Source organism: Ectothiorhodospira marina (assembly GCF_900109495.1).
Classification (GTDB): Bacteria; Pseudomonadota; Gammaproteobacteria; order Ectothiorhodospirales; family Ectothiorhodospiraceae; genus Ectothiorhodospira; species Ectothiorhodospira marina.
This window is the reverse complement of record NZ_FOAA01000003.1, coordinates 1-20,141: the sequence shown is the minus strand read 5'-3', so window position 1 is coordinate 20,141 and position 20,141 is coordinate 1. Positions and strand designations below refer to the sequence as shown.

Genomic DNA, 20,141 nt, shown 5'->3' with positions numbered 1-20,141 from the left:
GGGCCTTGAGTCTGCCTAACATATCGCACCCTCGACAGGCCGGTTGGGTCCGGCCTGTCGTTGTTTTTGGGCTAGGAGAAAAGCTTTCATGGCAACAATTAACCAGTTAGTGCGCAAGCCCCGCAAGCGCCCGACGGAAAAGAGCAGTGTGCCGGCCCTCGAGGCCTGTCCGCAAAAGCGTGGTGTCTGCACCCGCGTGTACACCACGACGCCGAAAAAGCCGAACTCTGCGTTGCGTAAGGTGGCTCGTGTGCGCCTGACCAATGGTTACGAAGTGTCCAGCTACATCGGCGGTGAAGGCCATAACCTTCAGGAGCACTCCGTGGTGCTGATCCGCGGCGGTCGTGTGAAGGACTTGCCCGGTGTGCGTTATCACACGGTTCGCGGCAGCCTGGATACCCAGGGTGTGCAAAATCGGAAGCAGGCTCGCTCCAAGTACGGCGCGAAGCGTCCCAAGAAGGCCTAAGCGGCCTGTTGAGATAAGACCATGTCCAGAAGATCCGAAGCTCCCAAACGCCATATCCTTCCCGACCCCAAGTACAAGAGCGAACTGCTTGCCAAGTTCATCAATACGGTGATGCGTGATGGCAAGAAGTCCGTGGCTGAGCGGGTTCTGTACGGCGCCCTGAGTCAGATTGAAAGCAAGAAAGGCGATGGCCTGGAAGTGCTCGATCTGGCGCTTGAGAATGTGCGCCCTCGTGTTGAGGTGAAGTCCCGCCGTGTCGGCGGCGCCACGTACCAGGTTCCTGTGGAGGTTCGTGCAGTTCGTCAGAACGCCCTGGCCATGCGCTGGATCGTGGATGCCTCCCGCAAGCGCGGTGAGAAGTCCATGGCCCTGAAGCTGGCGGGTGAATTGATGGATGCATCCGACAGCAAGGGTTCGGCCGTCAAGAAGCGTGAAGACACGCACCGCATGGCAGAAGCCAACAAGGCCTTCTCGCATTACCGCTGGTAAGACGGCGGCCTAGGCAATAGTTTCTTCGAGGTATTTTTACAGTGGCACGCAAAACCCCCATCGAGCGTTACCGTAACATCGGTATCATGGCGCACATCGACGCCGGCAAGACGACCACCACGGAGCGGATTCTGTTCTATACCGGTGTGTCCCACAAGCTCGGTGAGGTGCACGACGGTGCCGCCACCATGGACTGGATGGAGCAGGAGCAGGAGCGCGGGATTACCATCACCTCCGCGGCGACCACCTGCTTCTGGCCGGGTATGGAAAAGCAGTTTCCTGAGCATCGCATCAACATCATCGACACCCCCGGGCACGTGGACTTCACCATTGAGGTGGAGCGCAGCCTGCGTGTGCTGGATGGTGCCTGCGCCGTGTTCTGTGCCGTGGGTGGCGTGGAGCCCCAGTCCGAGACGGTGTGGCGTCAGGCCAACAAGTACCAGGTGCCGCGCATGGCGTTCGTCAATAAGATGGACCGTCCCGGCGCCGACTTCCTGCGTGTGGTGAAGCAGATCAAGGATCGCCTGGCCGGCAATCCCGTGCCGCTGCAGTTGCCCATCGGGGCCGAGGACGGCTTCGAGGGGGTTGTCGACCTGGTCAAGATGAAGGCCATCTACTGGGATACGGACAACCACGGCATGACCTTCCAGGAGAAGGACATTCCCGCCGAGATGCAGGACGACTGCCAGACCTGGCGCGAGCACCTGGTGGAGGCGGCTGCCGAGTCCTCCGAGGAGTTGATGGAGAAGTACCTGAATGACGGCGAACTCAGCACGGACGAGATCAAGCAGGGCCTGCGCAAGCGCACCCTGAACAACGAGATCGTGCCTGCCCTGTGTGGTTCCGCGTTCAAGAACAAGGGCGTGCAGGCCATGCTCGACGCCATTGTGGAATACATGCCGTCGCCAACGGATGTGCTGGCCATCAAGGGTCACCTGGATGATGCCAACGAGACCGAGGCGCTGCGTCATTCCACGGACGATGAGCCCTTTGCGGCGCTGGCCTTCAAGATTGCCACCGACCCGTTCGTGGGTACGCTGACCTTCTTCCGGGTGTACTCCGGCGTGGTCAAATCCGGCGATACCGTGTTCAACCCGGTGAAGAGCAAGCGCGAGCGTATCGGTCGTATCGTGCAGATGCACTCCAATTCCCGGGAAGAGATCAAGGAAGTGCGCGCCGGCGATATCGCGGCGGCCGTGGGTCTCAAGGATGTCACCACCGGTGAAACCCTGTGCGCCATGGATAGCGTCATCACGCTGGAGCGCATGGAGTTCCCCGAGCCTGTGATCTCTGTGGCCGTGGAGCCCAAGACCAAGAGCGACCAGGAAAAGATGGGGGTTGCGCTGGGCAAGCTGGCTCAGGAGGATCCGTCCTTCCGCGTGCGGACTGACGAGGAATCCGGTCAAACCATCATCTCCGGGATGGGCGAGCTGCACCTGGACATCATCGTTGACCGCATGAAGCGCGAGTTCAAGGTGGAGGCCAATGTCGGCAAGCCGCAGGTGGCCTACCGTGAAACCATCCGCAAGACGGTGGAGCAGGAAGGCAAGTTCGTGCGTCAGTCCGGTGGCCGCGGTCAGTATGGTCACGTATGGGTGCGCATCGAACCCCGTGAGGCCGGTGATGGTTACCTGTTTGAAAATGCCATCGTTGGTGGCGTGGTTCCCAAGGAATACATCCCTGCCGTGGACAAGGGCATCCAGGAGGCCAGTAAGAACGGTGTCGTGGGTGGTTTCCCGCTGGTGGATTTCAAGGTCACCCTGTTCGACGGCTCTTACCATGATGTGGACTCCTCCGAGTCGGCGTTCAAGATTGCCGGCTCCATGGCCTTCAAGGAAGGCGCCGCCAAGGCGAGCCCGGTGCTGCTTGAGCCGATCATGAAGGTTGAGGTGGTGACCCCGGAAGAATACATGGGCGATGTGATGGGCGACCTGAACCGTCGCCGTGGCCTGGTGCAGGGCATGGATGATGCCCCGGCCGGCAAGATCGTGCGTGCCGAGGTGCCGCTGGCCGAGATGTTCGGTTATTCCACCGATCTGCGTTCTGCCACTCAGGGCCGCGCCGTGTACTCGATGGAGTTCTGCAAGTACGCGGAAGCGCCCGCCAGCGTGGCCGAAGCCGTCGTCAAGAAGGCGTCCTGATCCCGGGTCATTGCGGCCCAGCCAGATTTGAATTTTTTGAAGGGGTAGAAAGGTGTCGAAGGAAAAGTTCGAGCGTAAAAAGCCGCACGTGAATGTGGGCACGATTGGTCACGTTGACCATGGCAAGACCACGCTGACGGCAGCCCTGACGGTGTGCCAGGCCAAGAAGTTTGGTGGTGAGTCCCGTGCTTACGACCAGATTGACAATGCTCCTGAAGAGCGGGCGCGTGGTATCACCATCGCGACGGCGCATGTGGAGTACGAGTCTGACGTGCGTCACTATGCTCACGTGGATTGCCCCGGTCACGCGGACTATGTGAAGAACATGATCACGGGTGCGGCGCAGATGGATGGTGCCATCCTGGTGGTGTCTGCGGCCGACGGCCCGATGCCTCAGACGCGTGAGCACATCCTGCTGGCCCGCCAGGTGGGCGTGCCGTGCATCGTGGTGTTCATGAACAAGGCCGACATGGTGGACGATCCGGAGTTGCTGGAGCTGGTGGAGATGGAGGTTCGTGACCTGCTGTCCAGCTACGAATTCCCGGGTGACGACACCCCGATCATTACGGGTTCTGCGCTGAAGGCGCTGGAAGGCGACACCTCCGAGATTGGTGTGCCTGCCATCGACAAGCTGCTTGAAGCCCTGGACACCTACATTCCCGAGCCTGAGCGCGCGGTGGATGGTGCCTTCCTGATGCCGGTGGAGGACGTGTTCTCCATTTCCGGTCGTGGCACGGTGGTGACGGGTCGTATTGAGCGCGGCATCTGCAAGGTGGGTGATGAAGTGGCGATCGTGGGTATCCACGACACCAAGAAGACCACCGTGACTGGCGTTGAGATGTTCCGCAAGCTGCTGGATCAGGGTCAGGCGGGCGACAACGTGGGTGTGCTGCTGCGTGGCACCAAGCGTGATGAAGTGGAGCGTGGTCAGGTGCTGTGCAAGCCCGGTTCCATCACGCCGCACACCAAGTTTGAAGCTGAAGTGTATGTGCTGTCCAAGGATGAAGGGGGTCGTCACACGCCGTTCTTCAATGGTTACCGTCCGCAGTTTTATTTCCGGACCACGGACGTGACCGGTTCCTGCGATCTGCCTGAAGGCGTCGAGATGGTGATGCCGGGTGACAACGTCAAGATGACGGTGTCGCTGATTGCGCCGATCGCCATGGAAGACGGCCTGCGTTTTGCAATTCGCGAAGGTGGCCGCACGGTCGGCGCCGGCGTTGTCGCCAAGATCATCGAGTAAACGTCCATGGCAGCCAAGCAAAGAATTCGTATTCGCCTCAAGGCCTTTGATCATCGTTTGATTGATCGCTCGGCCGTTGAGATTGTGGAAACCGCGAAGCGTACCGGTGCGCGGGTGAAGGGTCCGATCCCTTTGCCCACGAAGATGGAAAGCTTCACGGTGCTCATCTCTCCCCACGTCAACAAGGACGCGCGGGACCAGTATGAGATCCGTACACACAAGCGCCTGATGGATATCATGGACCCCACAGACAAGACCGTGGACGCCCTGATGAAACTGGACCTGGCGGCTGGTGTGGATGTGCAAATAAAGCTTAACTAGCCCTAGTTTCTGTGGCATAATAGTTGGCTTTCCATGGCCCGGTGCAGGGTAACTTGTGCCGGGCCGTGACTTTCAGAATGAAATAATTTCTCCGACGCCCCGGGGTCTCGGGGTGGAAGCAGAGGTAGTGTCATGGCAATCGGACTGGTCGGTCGCAAGGTGGGCATGACTCGTGTCTTTACGGAAGACGGAGTGTCCCTGCCGGTGTCTGTCATCGAGGTGGAGCCGAATCGTGTCGCCCAGGTGAAGGCCGGCGAACGCGATGGTTATCGCGCCCTGCAGGTAGCGGTGGGTTCTCGTAAGGCGAGTCGTGTGGGTAAGCCCCTGGCCGGTCATCTGGCCAAGGCGGGTGTGGAGGCCGGTCGCGGTCTCTGGGAATTCCGTCTGGAAGAGGGTGAGGGTGAAGGCGTTGAGGTGGGCGCTGAGCTGAAGGTGGATGTCTTCTCCGAAGGTCAGATGGTGGATGTCACCGGGACCAGTAAGGGTAAGGGCTTCCAGGGTGTGATCAAGCGTCACAACTTCAGTATGCAGGACGCCACTCATGGTAACTCCCGCTCTCACCGTGCGCCGGGCTCCATTGGTCAGAACCAGACGCCTGGTCGTGTGTTCAAGGGCAAGAAGATGGCTGGCCAGATGGGTAACGAGCGCTGCACGATCCAGAACCTGGAGGTTGTCCGGGTTGATGCCGAGCGGAATCTGCTTCTGATCCGTGGCGCGGTGCCGGGTTCCACCGGTGGTGACGTCATGGTGCGTCCCGCTGTCAAGGCGAAGGGTTGACTCTCATGAAGCTTCAGGTTCAGGACACTCAGCAGGGCGTCGACGTCTCCGACGTGGCATTTGCCCGTGATTTTAACGAGACATTGGTGCACCAGGCGGTCGTGGCTCACATGGCTGGCGGCCGCTCGGGCACCAAGGCGCAGAAGACCCGCGCCCAGGTGCGCGGTGGCGGTGCCAAGCCCTGGCGGCAGAAGGGTACGGGTCGTGCTCGTGCCGGTACCATTCGCAGCCCGCTGTGGCGTGGGGGCGGCAAGATCTTTGCGGCTTCGCCGCGCAGCTATGCGCAGAAGCTGAATCGGAAGATGTATCGCGCCGCCATGGCCAGCATCTTCTCCGAATTGGTCCGCCAGGAGCGCCTGGTGGTGGTTGAAGATTTCAAGGTGGGTGAGCCCCGCACCAAGGCGCTGATCGCCAAGCTGTCCGAGTTGGGCCTGGAGTCGGCGTTGATCGTGGCAACCGAGGCGGACGCCAATCTTTACCTGTCGGCGCGGAATCTGCCGAAGGTGGATGTCCTGGACGTTGCGGAAATCAATCCCGTGAGTCTGGTGGGTGCCGAGAAGGTGCTGATCACTGTGTCCGCGCTCAAGCATGTTGAAGGGTGGCTGTCATGAACGAAGAAAGAATGCTGAAGGTGATCGTGGGGCCGCATGTGTCGGAAAAAGGCACCATGCTTGCTGATGCCGCGAACCAGCACGTGTTCAAGGTGGCTGTCGACGCAACCCGTGATGAAGTTCGCCAGGCCGTGGAAAAACTCTTCGAAGTGAAGGTTTCCTCGGTGCGTGTGCTGAACCAGCAGGGTAAGCGTAAGCGGTTGGGCCGATCCCAGGGTCGCCGCAATCATTGGAGAAAGGCCTACGTGACCCTCGAGCCGGGTTACGATATTGAATTGGCCGGCAACGAGTAATCGGAAAGGTAACGCGAAATGGCGATCGTCAAATCGAAACCCACTTCCGCGGGCCGCCGTTTTGTGGTCCGGGGTGTGACCCCCGATCTTCACAAGGGCGAGCCGTACGGGCCGCTGTTGGAGAAGAAGAGCCGCACCGGTGGCCGCAACAACCAGGGGCGCATCACGACGCGCCACGTGGGTGGCGGTCACAAGCAGCGCTATCGCATCGTGGACTTCAAGCGTAACAAGGATGATGTCCCGGGCAAGGTTGAGCGGCTGGAATATGACCCGAACCGCAGTGCGCATCTTGCATTGGTGCTGTACGCGGACGGTGAACGTCGGTATATTATCGCGCCTCGTGGCGTGAAGGCCGGCGACCCGGTGGTCTCCGGTGTGCATGCCCCGATTCGTGCCGGCAATTGCCTGCCCCTTCGGAACATCCCGCTGGGTACCGTGATTCACTGCATCGAGATGCGCGCCGGGAAGGGAGCGCAGCTCGCTCGTAGTGCCGGGGCCTCCGTGCAGTTGGTCGCCCGTGAAGGTCAGTATGTCACGCTGCGGCTGCGCTCTGGCGAAATGCGTAAGGTGCATTCGGATTGCCGCGCCACCATCGGCGAAGTCAGTAATTCGGAACACAGCCTGCGCAAGTTCGGCAAGGCTGGCGCCCGCCGCTGGCTGGGGATTCGTCCTACGGTGCGGGGCACGGCGATGAACCCGGTGGACCACCCGCATGGTGGTGGTGAGGGTCGGAACTTCGGCCAGCACCCGGTGACCCCATGGGGTATTCCGACCAAGGGTTACAAAACCCGAAAGAATAAGCGGACGGATAGCATGATTGTGCGCCGTCGGAAAGCGAAGTAAGAGTTGAGGGGATAGATCAGTGCCGCGTTCGCTGAAGAAAGGTCCTTTTGTCGACCATCATCTGTTCAAGAAAGTGGAGGCAGCTTCTGCTGCCAACGACAGGCGTCCCATCAAGACCTGGTCCCGTCGGTCCATGGTGATTCCGCAGATGGTGGGGTTGACGTTGGCCGTCCATAACGGGCGGCAGCATGTGCCGGTGCTGATCAACGAAAACATGGTGGGTCACAAGCTCGGGGAGTTCGCGGCAACGCGCACCTTCAAGGGCCACGTGGCTGACAAGAAGGCAAGGTAAGGGGTTGATGATGGAAACCGTCGCAGTATTGCGATTCGCTCGCATATCGCCGCAAAAATGTCGGCTGGTGGCGGATCAGGTCCGTGGGCTGCCCGTTGAGCGGGCGCTGCAGGTCCTGTCCTTCAGCCCGAAGAAGTCCGCTCAGTTGGTGCGCAAGATCCTTGAGTCGGCCATTGCCAACGCCGAGCACAATGATGGCGCGGATGTGGATGAGTTGCGTGTGTCACGCATCTGTGTGGACCAGGGTCCGGTGCTCAAGCGCATCCAGGCGCGGGCCAAGGGCCGGGCAAACCGGATCAACAAACGTACAAGTCACATTACCGTCGCCGTCAGCGCCGAGTAAGGTAGGGGTCTGAGATGGGTCAGAAAGTCAATCCGATCGGTTTCCGTCTGGGGGTGTCCGCGGACTGGGCATCCACCTGGTACGCAGATGGTCGGGATTATGCCGACAACCTGCACAGTGATCTGGAAATCCGTAAGTTTCTGAAGAAGAAGCTGTCCCAGGCCTCCGTCAGCCGCATCGAGATCGCCCGGCCCGCGCGCCAGGCGTTCATCACGATTCACACGGCACGTCCGGGGATCGTCATCGGCAAGAAGGGTGAAGATATTGAGGCGCTGCGCCGCGAGGTTGCCGGCCGCCTGGGTCTTCCTCCGCAGGCCGTGAAGATCAACATTGAAGAAATCCGCAAGCCCGAGACCGATGCACAGCTCGTGGCCGAAGGGATCGCGCAACAGCTGGAGCGCCGTATCATGTTCCGCCGCGCCATGAAGCGCGCGGTCGGTAACGCGATGCGTCTGGGTGCCCAGGGTGTGAAGGTGCATGTCTCCGGCCGCCTGAATGGCGCCGAGATCGCCCGCAGCGAGTGGTATCGCGAAGGCCGTGTGCCGCTGCATACCCTGCGCGCGGAAATTGATTATGGGTTTGCCGAAGCTCGGACCACGTACGGCATCATCGGTGTGAAGGTCTGGGTGTTCAAGGGTGAGGTGTTCGACTTCGAGAAAAAGACGGACGCTGCCCAGGAAGGCAAGGCCGCGGTTAACTGAGGAGTTTGAGTGATGCTGCAGCCCAAGAGAACGAAATTCCGGAAGCAGTTCAAGGGCAGGAACCGCGGTCTGGCCATTTCCGGTGGAAAGGTCAGTTTCGGCGAGTTCGCCCTGCAGTCCGTCGATCGCGGTCGTATTACGGCGCGTCAGATCGAGGCTGCACGTCGTGCGATGAACCGGCATATCAAACGTGGCGGCAAGATCTGGATCCGTGTGTTCCCGGATGTGCCCGTCACCAAAAAGCCCGTCGAAGTACGTATGGGTAAGGGTAAGGGCAACGTGGAATACTGGGTATGCAAGATTCAGCCCGGTCGCGTGCTCTATGAGATGGAAGGCGTGAGCGAAGAAGTGGCCCGCGAGGCATTCCGCCTGGCCGCTGCCAAGCTGCCCATCAAGACGGCATTTGTGACACGGCAGGTGATGTGATGAAGGCGAGCGAAGTGCGTGAGCAGAACACCGAAGAACTGCGTGGTGAGCTGCTGGAGCTGTACCGCGAGCAGTTCAAGATGCGGATGCAAAAGGGCACGGGCCAACCGCCCCGCCCAGACCGCTTCGGCAAGATCCGCAAGGACGTTGCCCGCATCAAGACCGTGCTGAACGAGCGTTCGAGAGCAGGCGAGTAAAGTCATGAGCGAACAAGAAGTCAAAGAACAACGTGCGGTCACTGGCCGTGTCATCAGTGACAAGATGGACAAGACCCGCACCGTGCTCATCGAGCGCCGTGTGCGTCATCCACTGTATGGCAAGTACATGCGCCGCTCCACCAAGCTGCACGTCCATGACGAAGGCAACGACTCCCGGATGGGTGATACGGTCCTGGTAAAGGAGTGCCGTCCCATGTCCCGGACGAAGACGTTCCGCCTGCTGAAGGTTGTCGAGCGCGCGCCTGAGTGAGGCCGTTGACGGCCACCACCGATACGAAGTGAGATCAGATCATGATTCAGATGCAGACGGTTTTGGATGCAGCGGACAACAGCGGGGCGCGCCGGGTCCAGTGCATCAAGGTTCTCGGCGGCTCGCACCGGCGCTACGCTGCCGTGGGTGACATTGTCAAGGTGAGCGTCAAGGACGCGATCCCCCGCGGCAAGGTCAAAAAGGGCGAGGTTTACAACGCGGTGGTCGTGAGAACCGCCAAGGGCGTCCGTCGTCCTGATGGCTCGGTGATCCGCTTTGACCGTAACGCAGCCGTTCTGCTCAATAACCAGCTGCAGCCCATTGGCACCCGTATTTTTGGGCCCGTGACTCGCGAGCTGCGCGGTGAGCGGTTCATGAAGATCATTTCCCTGGCGCCGGAAGTACTGTAACGCGAAAGGCTGAGGTAGAAGACGATGCGCAGAATTCGACAGGGTGATGATGTAGTGGTCATCGCCGGCAAGGACAAGGGCCGCCGCGGTACCGTATTGAAGGTGATCGACGACAAGCGGGTCCTGGTCCAGAACCTGAACATGGTGAAGAAGCACCAAAAGCCCAACCCCCATAACGGGGTGCAGGGCGGCATCATCGATAAAGAGATGCCCCTGGATGTTTCCAATGTCATGCTGTTTAACCCCGCAAGCGGCAAGGGTGATCGCGTGGGCTTCCGGACGCTCGAGGACGGCCGCAAGGTGCGGTATTACAAGTCCAACAACGAAGTCGTTGACGCGTCTTAAGGTGAATACGATGGCCAGGTTGAAAGAATTTTACCAGGAGACCGTAGTCAAGCAGCTCATGGAGCGCTTCGAGTACGGCAATGTCATGGAAGTCCCGAAGATCACGAAGATCACCCTGAACATGGGTCTGGGCGAGGCTGTGGCGGACAAGAAAGTCATTGAACATGCGGTCGGTGATATGGCTGCGGTCTCCGGTCAGAAGCCGGTGGTGACCAAGGCACGCAAGTCCATCGCGGGATTCAAGATCCGTGATGGCTACCCGATCGGCTGCAAGGTGACCCTGCGCCGGGAACAGATGTATGAGTTCCTGGACCGCCTGGTGAATGTGGCCCTGCCGCGGGTGCGTGACTTCCGTGGTCTGAATGCCAAGTCCTTTGACGGTCGTGGCAATTACAATATGGGCGTGCGCGAGCAGATCATCTTCCCGGAAGTCGATTACGACAAAATCGACGCGCTGCGTGGGATGGACATCACCATCACCACCACGGCCAAGACTGATGAGGAAGGTCGGGCGCTGCTGCAGGCGTTCAACTTCCCGTTCAAGAATTGAGAGGTTTTTAGACATGGCCAAGATTTCCATGATGATGCGTGAAAAGAAGCGCGCCCAGCTGGTGAAGCAGTATGCCGAACGGCGGGCCGAGCTCAAGGCGCTCATCAGTAGCCCGGAGACGAGCCCGGAAGCCCGTATGGAGGCGGTGGTCAAGCTGCAGAAGCTGCCCCGTGATTCCAGCCCGGCACGCCAGCGTAATCGCTGCCGTCTGACCGGTCGTCCTCACGGTTACTATCGGAAATTTGGCCTGGCGCGGAACAAGCTGCGCGAAGCGGCCATGCGGGGCGATGTGCCCGGTCTGGTCAAGTCGAGCTGGTAAGAGGGAAAGACCGAAATGAGCATGACCGATCCCGTGGCAGACCTGCTGACCCGCATTCGCAACGGCCAGCGCGCTGCCAAGACTGAAATTACCCTGCCGGCCTCCAAGCTGAAGGTGGCGATTGCCCGCGTCCTGAAGGACGAGGGCTACGTGGCCGATGTGGTCGTCGACGAGCAGGAAAAGAAACCCGTCATGACGGTGAAACTGAAGTACTTCCAAGGCAAGCCCGTGATCGAGACGATCAAGCGGGTGAGCCGTCCGGGCCTGCGTATCTATCGCTCCAAGGATGACTTGCCGACTGTGATCGGTGGCCTTGGTGTTGCGGTGATCTCCACCTCCGGTGGTGTGATGACCGAGCGTCAGGCACGTGCCCAGGGTCAGGGCGGCGAAGTACTTTGCGTCGTCTCCTAATCGGATAGAAGCCATGTCCCGAGTAGCGAAAAACCCCATCACGCTCCCCAAGGGCGTGGATGTGATGATTAACAACGAGATGATCTCCGTCAAAGGGCCGAAGGGAGCGATGGAGTTCCCGATGAACCCGAACGTCGAGGTCTCCCAAGATGAAGGCGTGGTGCGCCTGAATCCGGCCAACGGCAACGAGAAGCATTGGGCCATGGCCGGTACGATCCGCGCGCTGATCAATAATATGGTCACGGGCGTCAGCGCTGGCTTCGAGAGAAAGCTGGAACTGGTGGGCGTGGGTTATCGCGCTCAGGCACAGGGCAAGACGCTGAACCTGACGCTGGGGCTGTCTCATCCGGTGGAGTACCCGGTGCCCGAGGGCATCACCATCGAGACCCCCAGCCAGACCGAAGTCGTGGTCAAGGGCATCGACAAGCAGCAGGTCGGCCAGGTGGCTGCCGAGATCAGGAGCTTCCGCCCGCCGGAGCCTTACAAGGGTAAGGGTGTCCGGTATGCGAATGAGCAGATCATTCGCAAGGAAGCCAAGAAGAAATAAGGCAAGGTGACCACGATGGATAAGAAAGCAGCTCGACTCCGGCGCGCGAACCGTGCCCGGCACAAGATCCGTGAACTGGGTGCACACCGGTTGTGTATTCACCGCACGCCGCGCCACGTCTATGCGCAGATCATTGCCCCGACGGGTTCCGAAGTGGTCGCTTGTGCTTCCACGGTGGAAGCCAGTGTACGCGGTGATCTGAAGGCGACCGGCAATGTGGAAGCCGCCATGGCGGTGGGCCGCCTGATTGCCGAGCGGGCCTCGGCCAAGGGCATCAAGAAAGTGGCCTTCGACCGTTCCGGGTTCAAGTACCACGGCCGCGTGAAGGCGCTGGCCGACGCCGCCCGTGAGGGCGGCCTGGAATTCTGACAAGGGTGATTCAATGGCAAGTGTGAACGCGAGCGACAACGACGGCCTTCAGGAGAAGCTCATCTCCGTGAACCGCGTGGCCAAGGTGGTCAAGGGCGGTAGGCAGTTCCGTTTCACGGCGCTCACCGTCGTGGGTGACGGTAACGGGAAGGTCGGTTTTGGCTACGGCAAGGCCCGCGAAGTGCCTCTGGCCATCCAGAAGGCGATGGAGTCTGCCCGCAAGAACATGCGTAAGGTCCCCTTGAAGGACGGCACGCTGCATTATTCCACCACTGCCCGTCATGGGGCGGCCAAGGTGTTCATGCAGCCGGCCTCTGACGGTACGGGTATCATTGCCGGCGGCGCCATGCGCGCGGTCTTTGAAGTGGCGGGCGTGAAGAACGTGCTGGCCAAGTGCATTGGTTCGCGGAACTCCAGTAACGTGGTGCGCGCGACCCTCAATGGGCTGACGTCGCTGCATGATCCGGAGCTGATCGCCGCCAAGCGTGGCAAGCAACTGGACGAGATCACGGGGTAAGACATGGCTGGCGAACTTAAAGTAACGCTGGTGCGCAGCAAGCACGGCCGCTTGAAGAAGCATGCCGCCTGCCTGCGTGGCCTGGGGATCCGGCGGATCCACAATCCGGTGGTTGTCAAGGACACGCCGGAGAATCGGGGCATGATCAATAAAGTGTCCTATCTCCTGAAGGTTGAGGAGGCTTGAGATGAAACTGAATAATCTGAGCCCGGCCGATGGCAGCCGCATGCCGGCACGCCGTGTGGGTCGTGGTATCGGCTCCGGCCTCGGCAAGACTGCCGGTCGTGGTCACAAGGGTCAGAAGTCCCGTTCCGGAGGCTACCAGAAGGTGGGCTTCGAGGGCGGTCAGATGCCCTTGCAGCGTCGTCTGCCCAAGGTTGGATTCCGTTCGCGGACGGCTGGCGATTGCGCCGAGATCCGTTTGCACGAGCTGGTCGGCTTTGATGGCGTGATCGACCTGGCTGCTCTGAAGGCGAAGGGTGTGGTGCCCGTTCAGGCCAAGTCTGCCAAGGTGATCGCTTCCGGATCCCTGGAACAGGCGGTGACCCTGAAGGGCGTGGCTGTAACCAAGGGCGCCCGTGCCGCGATTGAAGCGGCAGGCGGGCAGATCGAGGAATAAGTGGCTGCATCCAATCCAACTGGGGGCGTTTCACTGGGCGGTATGGGGAAGTTCACTGAACTTCGCCAGCGTCTGCTATTCGTTTTGATGGCTTTGGTCGTCTACCGGATCGGGACATTCATTCCCGTGCCGGGGATCGACCCGGTGGCGTTGGAGCAGTTTTATGATGCCCAGTCCGGGACGATCCTGGACATGTTCAACATGTTCTCCGGGGGCGCCCTGGAGCGGCTGAGCATGTTTGCACTGGGTGTGATGCCGTATATCTCGGCGTCCATCATCATGCAGTTGATGTCGGCCACGGTGCCAGCGCTGCAGCAAATCAAGAAGGAAGGTGAGCCGGGTCGGCGCAAGATCACTCAGTACACCCGTTACGGTACCGTGTTCCTGGCCTTGATTCAGAGTATTGGTATCAGCATCGCCCTGAATCAACAGACCATGGGGGACTCCACGGTGGCGTTGACCCCGGGTCTGGGTTTCATGTTCACCACGGTGGTGACGTTGGTGACCGGCACGGTGTTTCTGATGTGGCTGGGCGAACAGGTCACGGAGCGGGGCATCGGCAACGGTATCTCGGTGATCATCTTCGCCGGTATCGTGGCGGGTCTGCCGGGTGCCTTTGGTGGCACGCTGGAGCTGGCGAGCACGGGTGAGTTGTCCCCGGCGTTCGTGATGCTGCTGGTGTTCATGGCCCTGGCGGTCATTGGTTTCATTGTGTTCATCGAGCGCGGTCAGCGCCGGATCACCGTGAACTATGCCAAGCGCCAGGTGGGCCGCAAGGTCTACGGCGGGCAGAGCAGTCATCTGCCCCTCAAGCTGAACATGGCAGGCGTGATCCCGGCGATCTTCGCGTCCAGTATCATCCTGTTCCCGGCAACGCTGGGAACCTGGTTTGGACAGGCGGAAGGGGTGACCTGGTTGCGCGACCTGTCGTCGGCGCTGGGTCCGGGTGAGCCGCTCTATGTAATGTTCTATGGTGCGGCCATCATCTTCTTCTGCTTCTTCTACACGGCGCTGGTGTTCAACGCCCGGGAGACAGCAGAAAACCTGAAGAAGTCCGGCGCGTTCATTCCCGGGATTCGTCCCGGGGTGCAGACCGAAAAGTACATCGATAGCGTCATGACCCGTCTGACTGCGGTGGGTGCGATCTACATCACGGCCGTGTGCCTGATGCCCGAGTTCCTGATTCTGTACTGGAACGTGCCGTTTTACTTTGGCGGGGCCTCGTTGCTGATTATCGTGATCGTGGTGATGGACTTCATGGCACAACTTCAGGCGCACCTGGTGTCTCATCAGTACGAGGGACTGATGCGCAAAGCCAACCTTAAGGGCTACGGCAAGTCGGGCATGCTGCGCTAGCAGGCTGGCAGGCCCAGTGAGAGGAAAGAAACATGAAAGTACGTGCGTCTGTAAAGAAGATCTGCCGTAACTGCAAGATTATCCGTCGAAATGGCGTCGTTCGCGTGATCTGTTCGGATCCGCGTCATAAACAGCGTCAGGGTTAAGCATTGCTTTGGCAGCGTTCACTGGTTAGAATAGCCGGCTTTTCTGCCGGTTCTTGGAGATAGCTGGATGGCTCGTGTAGCAGGTGTCAATATTCCCGACCACAAACATGCGGTGATTGCACTGCAGGCAATCTATGGCATTGGTAACACCCGTGCCAAGATGATTTGCGGGGCGGCGGGGATTCGGCCGGAGCAGAAGATCCGTGACCTCTCTGAAGAAGAGGTGGAAAAGATTCGCGCCGAAGTCGGTCGCTTGAGTGTAGAAGGTGACCTTCGCCGCGAGACCTCCATGAACATCAAGCGTTTGATGGATCTGGGTTGCTACCGGGGTTTGCGTCACCGCCGCGGTCTTCCGCTGCGCGGCCAGCGCACCCGCACGAACGCGCGCACCCGTAAGGGCCCGCGTCGTCCCATCCGCAAGTAATATTCAGGATTACAGGAAACAGGTATGGCACAGGCCTCCACGCGGACCCGTAAGAAGGTCAAGAAGTCCGTCTCCGATGGAGTGGCGCATGTTTATGCGTCCTTCAACAACACGATCGTGACCATCACTGACCGTCAGGGCAACACCCTGTCCTGGGCAACGGCCGGTGGCTCCGGGTTCCGTGGTTCCCGGAAGAGCACGCCGTTTGCTGCGCAGGTGGCAGCTGAGCGTGCCGGTACCGCAGCTCAGGAATATGGTTTGAAGAATCTTGAAGTGCTGGTCAAGGGTCCCGGCCCCGGTCGCGAATCGGCGGTGCGTGCGTTGAATAACGTGGGCTACAAGATCACGAACATCAGCGATATCACGCCGATTCCGCACAATGGCTGCCGTCCGCCCAAGAAGCGGCGCGTCTAGACTGGAGGAACCCCATGGCTCGTTATATTGGCCCGAAGTGTAAGCTTAGCCGCCGGGAAGGTGCAGACCTTTCCCTGAAAAGTCGCGCCCGCGCGCTGGACAGCAAGTGCAAGCTCGATAAGCCACCCGGTCAGCACGGCGACCGTCGCACCCGTCTGTCCGACTATGGTGTGCAGCTGCGCGAAAAGCAGAAGCTGCGTCGTATCTACGGCGTACTGGAAAAGCAGTTCAGAAATTACTACAAGGCCGCCAGCCGACTGAAAGGCTCCACGGGTGACAACCTGCTGAAGCTGCTGGAATGCCGCCTGGATAATGTGGTGTACCGCATGGGCTTTGGCACGACGCGTTCCGAAGCGCGCCAGTTGGTCAGCCACAAGGCGGTGCTCGTCAACGGTCAGACGGTGAATATCGCTTCTTATCAGGTGAAGGCCACGGATGTGGTTTCCATCCGGGAAAAGGCCCGCAAGCAGGTGCGTATCCAGGATTCTCTGGCCCTGGCGGAGCAGTACGGATTTCCCGAATGGGTCGATGTGGACACCAAAAAGATGGAAGGCGTGTTCAAGAGCGTTCCCGAGCGTACCGATTTACCGGCGGATATCAATGAATCCCTGGTGGTCGAGCTCTACTCCAAGTAATCAGTTACGAGGTCTTTGATGCAGACCAAGGTCAACGAACTCCTCAAGCCTCGTCATATCGAGGTCCAGGCTGTCTCCGAAAGACTTTCGAAGGTTGTCCTGGAGCCGCTTGAGCGTGGTTTCGGTCATACGCTGGGTAATGCCCTGCGCCGAATCCTGCTGTCCTCGATTCCGGGGTCGGCCATTCTGGAGGCGGAAATCGAGGGTGTGCTCCACGAGTACACCACGATGGAAGGTGTTCAGGAAGATGTGGTGGATGTGCTGCTGAACCTGAAGGGTGTGGCACTGCGCATGCACAACCGCGAGGAAGCGACGCTGACTCTGCGGAAGAAAGGCCCGGGCACCGTGACGGCGGGTGATATCACGCTGGATCATGACGTGGAAATCGTCAATCCAGAGCACGTGATCGCGCACCTCACCAAGAGTGGCGAGCTCAACATGACGTTGAAGGTCGGCCAGGGTCGCGGCTATCAGCCGGTGAGCACCCGCCGTTCGGCGGAGGGTGAGGATGGCTCGATTGGCCGTTTGTTGCTGGATGCCAGCTTCAGTCCGATCCGTCGGGTGGCTTACAAGGTGGAAAGCGCCCGCGTGGAACAGCGCACTGACATGGACCGCCTGGTGATTGAACTGGAGACCAATGGTACCGTGGATCCGGATGATGCCATCCGCGAAGCGGCAACTATCCTGCAAAGTCAGTTGATGGCCTTTGTGGAGCTTCGGGGCGATGAAAGTATCTCCCAGGAAAGCAAGCCGATGGATATTGATCCCATCCTGTTGCGCCCGGTGGATGACCTGGAATTGACGGTGCGTTCGGCCAATTGTCTGAAGGCGGAGAACATTTATTACATCGGCGACCTGATTCAGCGCACTGAGGTGGAGCTCTTGAAGACGCCGAACCTGGGCAAGAAGTCGCTGACTGAGATCAAAGACGTGCTCGCATCACATGGCCTGTCCATGGGGATGCGCCTGGAGAACTGGCCACCGGCCGGTCTGAAAGAGCACGAGAAAAAGAGCACCGGCTGAACAGGCCGGGTGCACAGAATCTGACTGGAAGGATAATTAAGCCATGCGTCACCGCAGCTCCGGTAGGCAACTCAACCGCAATAGTTCGCATCGCAAGGCGCTGATGCAATCCCTCGCCCTGTCTTTGTTCCGTCATGAGGCGATCAAGACAACCTTGCCCAAGGCCAAGGAACTCCGTCGCGTGGCGGAGCCGCTGATCACGATGGCGAAGGAAGACAGTGTGCACACCCGGCGCCTGGCATTCTCCAGGTTGCGGGACGATGAGGTGGTGGGCAAGCTGTTCAATGAGTTGGGTCCTCGCTATCAGTCTCGCCCAGGCGGTTACCTGCGTATTCTGAAGTGCGGCTTCCGCAAGGGTGATAACGCACCGATGGCCTTCGTGGAATTGGTGGATCGTCCGGACTCGGACGAGGCCAGCGAAGCCACAGCCTGACCGCAGTGACAGTTTGAACCGTCCTCTGGGGCGGGGAACGCAAAAAGCCGGCCTTGTGCCGGCTTTTTGCGTTGGTGGTGGCTCATCGAGGTGTCGGCTTGCTGGATGTTGATGTCGGTGCCTATATTGGTCCGATTGAACAAACTGCGGGAGACACATGCTCGTCACATATACCGATTTTGGTTTGACCGGTCCCTATACAGGCCAATTGGAGGCCGTGCTTCGGCAACTGGCGCCTGGGGTTCCGGTGGTGCATCTGCAAGCGGATGCGCCGGCTTTCAATCCTCGCGCGGCCGGGTGTTTGCTCAAATCCCTTGTAACGCCTTTTGCTCCGGGGTCTGTCCTTGTGTGTGTGGTGGATCCTGGTGTGGGTACGGCGCGTGACCCGATCTGGGTGCATGCACATGGGCGGATCTTTGTGGGACCGGATAACGGCCTGTTGGCGGCGGTTACCCGGGATGACCCGGATGCTCAGGTTCATCGCATCCTGTGGCGGCCGCCACAACTCTCAAACAGCTTCCATGGTCGGGATTTGTTTGCGCCGGTGGCTGCGGCGCTGGCGAAGGGGGAGGCGGTGGCCTCGGAGTGCGTTACGCCTGAAAGGCTGTGCGGCGCGGATTGGCCAGCGGAACTGTCGGAGGTTATTTACGTGGATGTCTACGGAAATCTGGTCACCGGGCTGCCGGCCCAGGCTGTGCCGTCAGAAAGTGTGCTGAACCTGGGGGGGTGGAGCATTGCTCATCGTCGTGTGTTTGGTGAGGCCGTTCCAGGCGAGCCGTTCTGGTACGCCAACTCCATGGGGTTGGTGGAAGTGGCTGTGCCCCAGGGGAATGCAGCGGATCTGTTGAAGGTGGGGATGGGTGCGGTGATAGAGGGAATCGGTTCGGAAGGTCGAGGGGGGGCAGCATGAAGCCAGTGAGCGCCTATGGATTCATTCGCGCCACGCGGCCCTTCACCTTCAGCGTGGCGATCGCCGCCTGTGGGTTGGGTACGGTCCTGGCACTCCACGAGGGGCATGGCTCGGTATGGTTGGCGCTGCTCATCGTGGGGGCGGGTGTGCTGCTGCAGGCGGCGGTGAACCTGATCAATGATCACGCGGATCTGCCGCTCCTGGAGGAGCAGGTGCAGCAGGCAGAAGGGGCGCGACGCGCGCAACTACAGGCGGTCATTGATGCGATCCGCCGCAATTTTCGTTGGGGGATGGTGTTTCTGGGGCTCGCATTCCTGATTGGTCTGGGGCTTGTCTGGGTCCAGGGGTGGCCCTTACTGGTCTTGATTGTCATTGGTCTGCTGGGAGCCTATTTCTATTCAGGTGAGCCCGTGCACTATAAGCGCCGGGGATTGGGCGTGGTCCTGGTGTTCTGGCTGATGGGGGTGCTCCTGGTGGGTGGCTCGGCCGTGGCCATGGGTGCCCCTCTGACGGTGGAGGTGCTGCTGATCAGTATTCCTTTTAGCCTGCTGACGTCGCTGGTGCTGTTGGGTAACGAGCTGCGCGATCATGCGGAGGACGAACGCCATGGTCTGCGCACCCTGACCGTGCGGATTGGCGAATGGCGGGCACGGCAATTATTCGGGCTGATGCTCGGTGCGGTGTATGCGGGCAGTCTGCTGCTGTGGTGGGGCGAGCTGTTGCCCTGGGTCTGGCACCTGGCGCTCTCGCTGCCCCTGGCCTGGCCGCCCCTGCGCGCCGCCTGGCAACCCGGTGCGGACCGCTCGCAGTTGCCCCAGCAGACGGGGCGCCTGTTTGCCGGGTTCGGGTTGCTGTTCCTGATGCCCTACCTGGCACGCCTGTTCTGAGTCTGGATGTGTTCCTTTGGTCACAACCTGCTCTGTTCGCTTCATCCCCCTCACCCCAACCCCTCTCCCCCGAGGGGAGAGGGGCTCGAGGCGCCTATCTATCCTGCGGTGGGATGAGTTTTCTCCCTCGAAGGGAGAGGGGCTCGAGGCGCCTATCTATCCTGCGGTGGGATGGGTTTTCTCCCTCGAGGGGAGAGGGGCTCGAGGCGCCTATCTATCCTGCGGTGGGATGGGTTTTCTCCCTTCTCCCCTTGGGGGAGAAGGGCCGGGGATGAGGGGTGGAGGGGCACCCGGTGGTATCTGTTCTTTCCAATGTATTGTTTTTCTTAGGCATTTCAAAATAGTTTCAAAAAAGTGAATTCAGGGTGTTGACGGTATTTTTCAGTGGCCTATAATGCGCGCTCTCCAACGG

General features: G+C 60.0%; 34 protein-coding genes. All 34 read left to right on the top strand.

Annotated features, from left to right (window positions below; translation table 11 throughout):
- Positions 1–88: 88 nt before the first annotated feature.
- The 34 genes from rpsL (at position 89) to BMY52_RS03860 (ending at position 19,729) form a co-directional block, all read left to right on the top strand.
- A complete protein-coding gene (gene rpsL / locus BMY52_RS04025; protein ID WP_090251259.1) occupies positions 89–466 on the top strand; it encodes a 30S ribosomal protein S12 in 378 nt (125 codons plus the stop codon).
- Between the two features lie 21 nt (positions 467–487).
- Positions 488–955 carry a 30S ribosomal protein S7 gene (rpsG, locus tag BMY52_RS04020; protein WP_090251257.1) on the top strand — a complete coding sequence of 156 codons (468 nt, stop codon included), beginning with the start codon at positions 488–490 and terminating at the stop codon, positions 953–955.
- A 41-nt stretch (positions 956–996) separates the two neighbouring features.
- The gene (fusA, locus tag BMY52_RS04015; RefSeq protein WP_090251254.1) at positions 997–3,096 is read left to right on the top strand and encodes an elongation factor G; all 2,100 of its coding nucleotides are present in this window, start codon (positions 997–999) and stop codon (positions 3,094–3,096) included.
- Between the two features lie 52 nt (positions 3,097–3,148).
- On the top strand, positions 3,149–4,339 hold the full coding sequence (gene tuf, locus BMY52_RS04010; protein WP_090251251.1) for an elongation factor Tu: 1,191 nt from the start codon (positions 3,149–3,151) through the stop codon (positions 4,337–4,339).
- Positions 4,340–4,345: 6 nt separating this feature from the next.
- Positions 4,346–4,660: a 30S ribosomal protein S10 gene (gene rpsJ, locus BMY52_RS04005; protein ID WP_025282228.1), complete on the top strand. Its 315-nt coding sequence runs from the start codon at positions 4,346–4,348 to the stop codon at positions 4,658–4,660.
- A 132-nt stretch (positions 4,661–4,792) separates the two neighbouring features.
- Positions 4,793–5,437, top strand: coding sequence for a 50S ribosomal protein L3 (gene rplC, locus BMY52_RS04000; protein WP_090251249.1), 645 nt, complete (start codon positions 4,793–4,795; stop codon positions 5,435–5,437).
- A 5-nt stretch (positions 5,438–5,442) separates the two neighbouring features.
- Positions 5,443–6,048: a 50S ribosomal protein L4 gene (rplD, locus tag BMY52_RS03995; RefSeq protein ID WP_090251246.1), complete on the top strand. Its 606-nt coding sequence runs from the start codon at positions 5,443–5,445 to the stop codon at positions 6,046–6,048.
- Positions 6,045–6,341 (top strand): 50S ribosomal protein L23, encoded by a 297-nt coding sequence (gene rplW / locus BMY52_RS03990; RefSeq protein WP_090251244.1) that lies wholly within the window; start codon positions 6,045–6,047, stop codon positions 6,339–6,341. Before rplD ends, rplW begins: the two co-directional genes overlap by 4 nt.
- Before the next feature lie 18 nt (positions 6,342–6,359).
- Positions 6,360–7,184: a 50S ribosomal protein L2 gene (gene rplB, locus BMY52_RS03985; protein ID WP_090251241.1), complete on the top strand. Its 825-nt coding sequence runs from the start codon at positions 6,360–6,362 to the stop codon at positions 7,182–7,184.
- A 19-nt stretch (positions 7,185–7,203) separates the two neighbouring features.
- The gene (gene rpsS / locus BMY52_RS03980; RefSeq protein ID WP_025282223.1) at positions 7,204–7,476 is read left to right on the top strand and encodes a 30S ribosomal protein S19; all 273 of its coding nucleotides are present in this window, start codon (positions 7,204–7,206) and stop codon (positions 7,474–7,476) included.
- Positions 7,477–7,480: 4 nt separating this feature from the next.
- A complete protein-coding gene (rplV, locus tag BMY52_RS03975; RefSeq protein ID WP_177169834.1) occupies positions 7,481–7,819 on the top strand; it encodes a 50S ribosomal protein L22 in 339 nt (112 codons plus the stop codon).
- Positions 7,820–7,833: 14 nt separating this feature from the next.
- Positions 7,834–8,520 (top strand): 30S ribosomal protein S3, encoded by a 687-nt coding sequence (gene rpsC / locus BMY52_RS03970; protein WP_090251237.1) that lies wholly within the window; start codon positions 7,834–7,836, stop codon positions 8,518–8,520.
- Between the two features lie 12 nt (positions 8,521–8,532).
- Entirely contained in the window at positions 8,533–8,946 is a 414-nt protein-coding gene (gene rplP, locus BMY52_RS03965) for a 50S ribosomal protein L16 (RefSeq protein WP_090251234.1), read from the top strand.
- On the top strand, positions 8,946–9,143 hold the full coding sequence (rpmC, locus tag BMY52_RS03960; protein WP_025282219.1) for a 50S ribosomal protein L29: 198 nt from the start codon (positions 8,946–8,948) through the stop codon (positions 9,141–9,143). Before rplP ends, rpmC begins: the two co-directional genes overlap by 1 nt.
- A 4-nt stretch (positions 9,144–9,147) precedes the next feature.
- Positions 9,148–9,414 (top strand): 30S ribosomal protein S17, encoded by a 267-nt coding sequence (gene rpsQ / locus BMY52_RS03955; protein ID WP_090251232.1) that lies wholly within the window; start codon positions 9,148–9,150, stop codon positions 9,412–9,414.
- 41 nt (positions 9,415–9,455) lie between these two features.
- Positions 9,456–9,824: a 50S ribosomal protein L14 gene (gene rplN, locus BMY52_RS03950; protein ID WP_025282217.1), complete on the top strand. Its 369-nt coding sequence runs from the start codon at positions 9,456–9,458 to the stop codon at positions 9,822–9,824.
- Between the two features lie 24 nt (positions 9,825–9,848).
- Positions 9,849–10,169 carry a 50S ribosomal protein L24 gene (gene rplX / locus BMY52_RS03945; RefSeq protein ID WP_090251229.1) on the top strand — a complete coding sequence of 107 codons (321 nt, stop codon included), beginning with the start codon at positions 9,849–9,851 and terminating at the stop codon, positions 10,167–10,169.
- 10 nt (positions 10,170–10,179) lie between these two features.
- Positions 10,180–10,719, top strand: a complete 540-nt coding sequence (gene rplE, locus BMY52_RS03940; protein WP_090251226.1) for a 50S ribosomal protein L5 — start codon at positions 10,180–10,182, stop codon at positions 10,717–10,719.
- A 13-nt stretch (positions 10,720–10,732) separates the two neighbouring features.
- A complete protein-coding gene (gene rpsN, locus BMY52_RS03935) occupies positions 10,733–11,038 on the top strand; it encodes a 30S ribosomal protein S14 (protein WP_025282214.1) in 306 nt (101 codons plus the stop codon).
- Positions 11,039–11,053: 15 nt separating this feature from the next.
- Positions 11,054–11,449: a 30S ribosomal protein S8 gene (rpsH, locus tag BMY52_RS03930; protein WP_090251224.1), complete on the top strand. Its 396-nt coding sequence runs from the start codon at positions 11,054–11,056 to the stop codon at positions 11,447–11,449.
- 13 nt (positions 11,450–11,462) lie between these two features.
- Positions 11,463–11,996, top strand: coding sequence for a 50S ribosomal protein L6 (gene rplF / locus BMY52_RS03925; protein WP_090251221.1), 534 nt, complete (start codon positions 11,463–11,465; stop codon positions 11,994–11,996).
- A 15-nt stretch (positions 11,997–12,011) separates the two neighbouring features.
- Positions 12,012–12,365 (top strand): 50S ribosomal protein L18, encoded by a 354-nt coding sequence (rplR, locus tag BMY52_RS03920; RefSeq protein WP_090251219.1) that lies wholly within the window; start codon positions 12,012–12,014, stop codon positions 12,363–12,365.
- A gap of 13 nt (positions 12,366–12,378) precedes the next feature.
- Positions 12,379–12,882, top strand: coding sequence for a 30S ribosomal protein S5 (gene rpsE / locus BMY52_RS03915; protein ID WP_090251215.1), 504 nt, complete (start codon positions 12,379–12,381; stop codon positions 12,880–12,882).
- Positions 12,883–12,885: 3 nt separating this feature from the next.
- Positions 12,886–13,068 (top strand): 50S ribosomal protein L30, encoded by a 183-nt coding sequence (gene rpmD, locus BMY52_RS03910; RefSeq protein ID WP_063464628.1) that lies wholly within the window; start codon positions 12,886–12,888, stop codon positions 13,066–13,068.
- 1 nt (position 13,069) lies between these two features.
- Positions 13,070–13,501 (top strand): 50S ribosomal protein L15, encoded by a 432-nt coding sequence (gene rplO, locus BMY52_RS03905; protein WP_090251212.1) that lies wholly within the window; start codon positions 13,070–13,072, stop codon positions 13,499–13,501.
- Between the two features lie 42 nt (positions 13,502–13,543).
- Positions 13,544–14,857, top strand: a complete 1,314-nt coding sequence (gene secY, locus BMY52_RS03900) for a preprotein translocase subunit SecY (RefSeq protein ID WP_090251210.1) — start codon at positions 13,544–13,546, stop codon at positions 14,855–14,857.
- A 32-nt stretch (positions 14,858–14,889) separates the two neighbouring features.
- Positions 14,890–15,003 carry a 50S ribosomal protein L36 gene (gene rpmJ, locus BMY52_RS03895; RefSeq protein ID WP_008933182.1) on the top strand — a complete coding sequence of 38 codons (114 nt, stop codon included), beginning with the start codon at positions 14,890–14,892 and terminating at the stop codon, positions 15,001–15,003.
- A gap of 67 nt (positions 15,004–15,070) precedes the next feature.
- Entirely contained in the window at positions 15,071–15,427 is a 357-nt protein-coding gene (gene rpsM / locus BMY52_RS03890; RefSeq protein ID WP_025282205.1) for a 30S ribosomal protein S13, read from the top strand.
- 24 nt (positions 15,428–15,451) lie between these two features.
- Positions 15,452–15,841, top strand: coding sequence for a 30S ribosomal protein S11 (gene rpsK / locus BMY52_RS03885; RefSeq protein ID WP_025282204.1), 390 nt, complete (start codon positions 15,452–15,454; stop codon positions 15,839–15,841).
- Between the two features lie 14 nt (positions 15,842–15,855).
- Positions 15,856–16,476, top strand: a complete 621-nt coding sequence (rpsD, locus tag BMY52_RS03880; protein WP_090251207.1) for a 30S ribosomal protein S4 — start codon at positions 15,856–15,858, stop codon at positions 16,474–16,476.
- 18 nt (positions 16,477–16,494) lie between these two features.
- Positions 16,495–17,499 carry a DNA-directed RNA polymerase subunit alpha gene (locus BMY52_RS03875; protein WP_090251205.1) on the top strand — a complete coding sequence of 335 codons (1,005 nt, stop codon included), beginning with the start codon at positions 16,495–16,497 and terminating at the stop codon, positions 17,497–17,499.
- 43 nt (positions 17,500–17,542) lie between these two features.
- Positions 17,543–17,932, top strand: a complete 390-nt coding sequence (rplQ, locus tag BMY52_RS03870) for a 50S ribosomal protein L17 (protein WP_090251202.1) — start codon at positions 17,543–17,545, stop codon at positions 17,930–17,932.
- A 157-nt stretch (positions 17,933–18,089) separates the two neighbouring features.
- A complete protein-coding gene (locus BMY52_RS03865) occupies positions 18,090–18,842 on the top strand; it encodes an SAM hydrolase/SAM-dependent halogenase family protein (RefSeq protein WP_090251201.1) in 753 nt (250 codons plus the stop codon).
- Entirely contained in the window at positions 18,839–19,729 is an 891-nt protein-coding gene (locus tag BMY52_RS03860; protein ID WP_090251198.1) for a prenyltransferase, read from the top strand. The genes BMY52_RS03865 and BMY52_RS03860 overlap by 4 nt, the downstream gene beginning before the upstream one ends.
- Positions 19,730–20,141 lie beyond the last annotated feature (412 nt).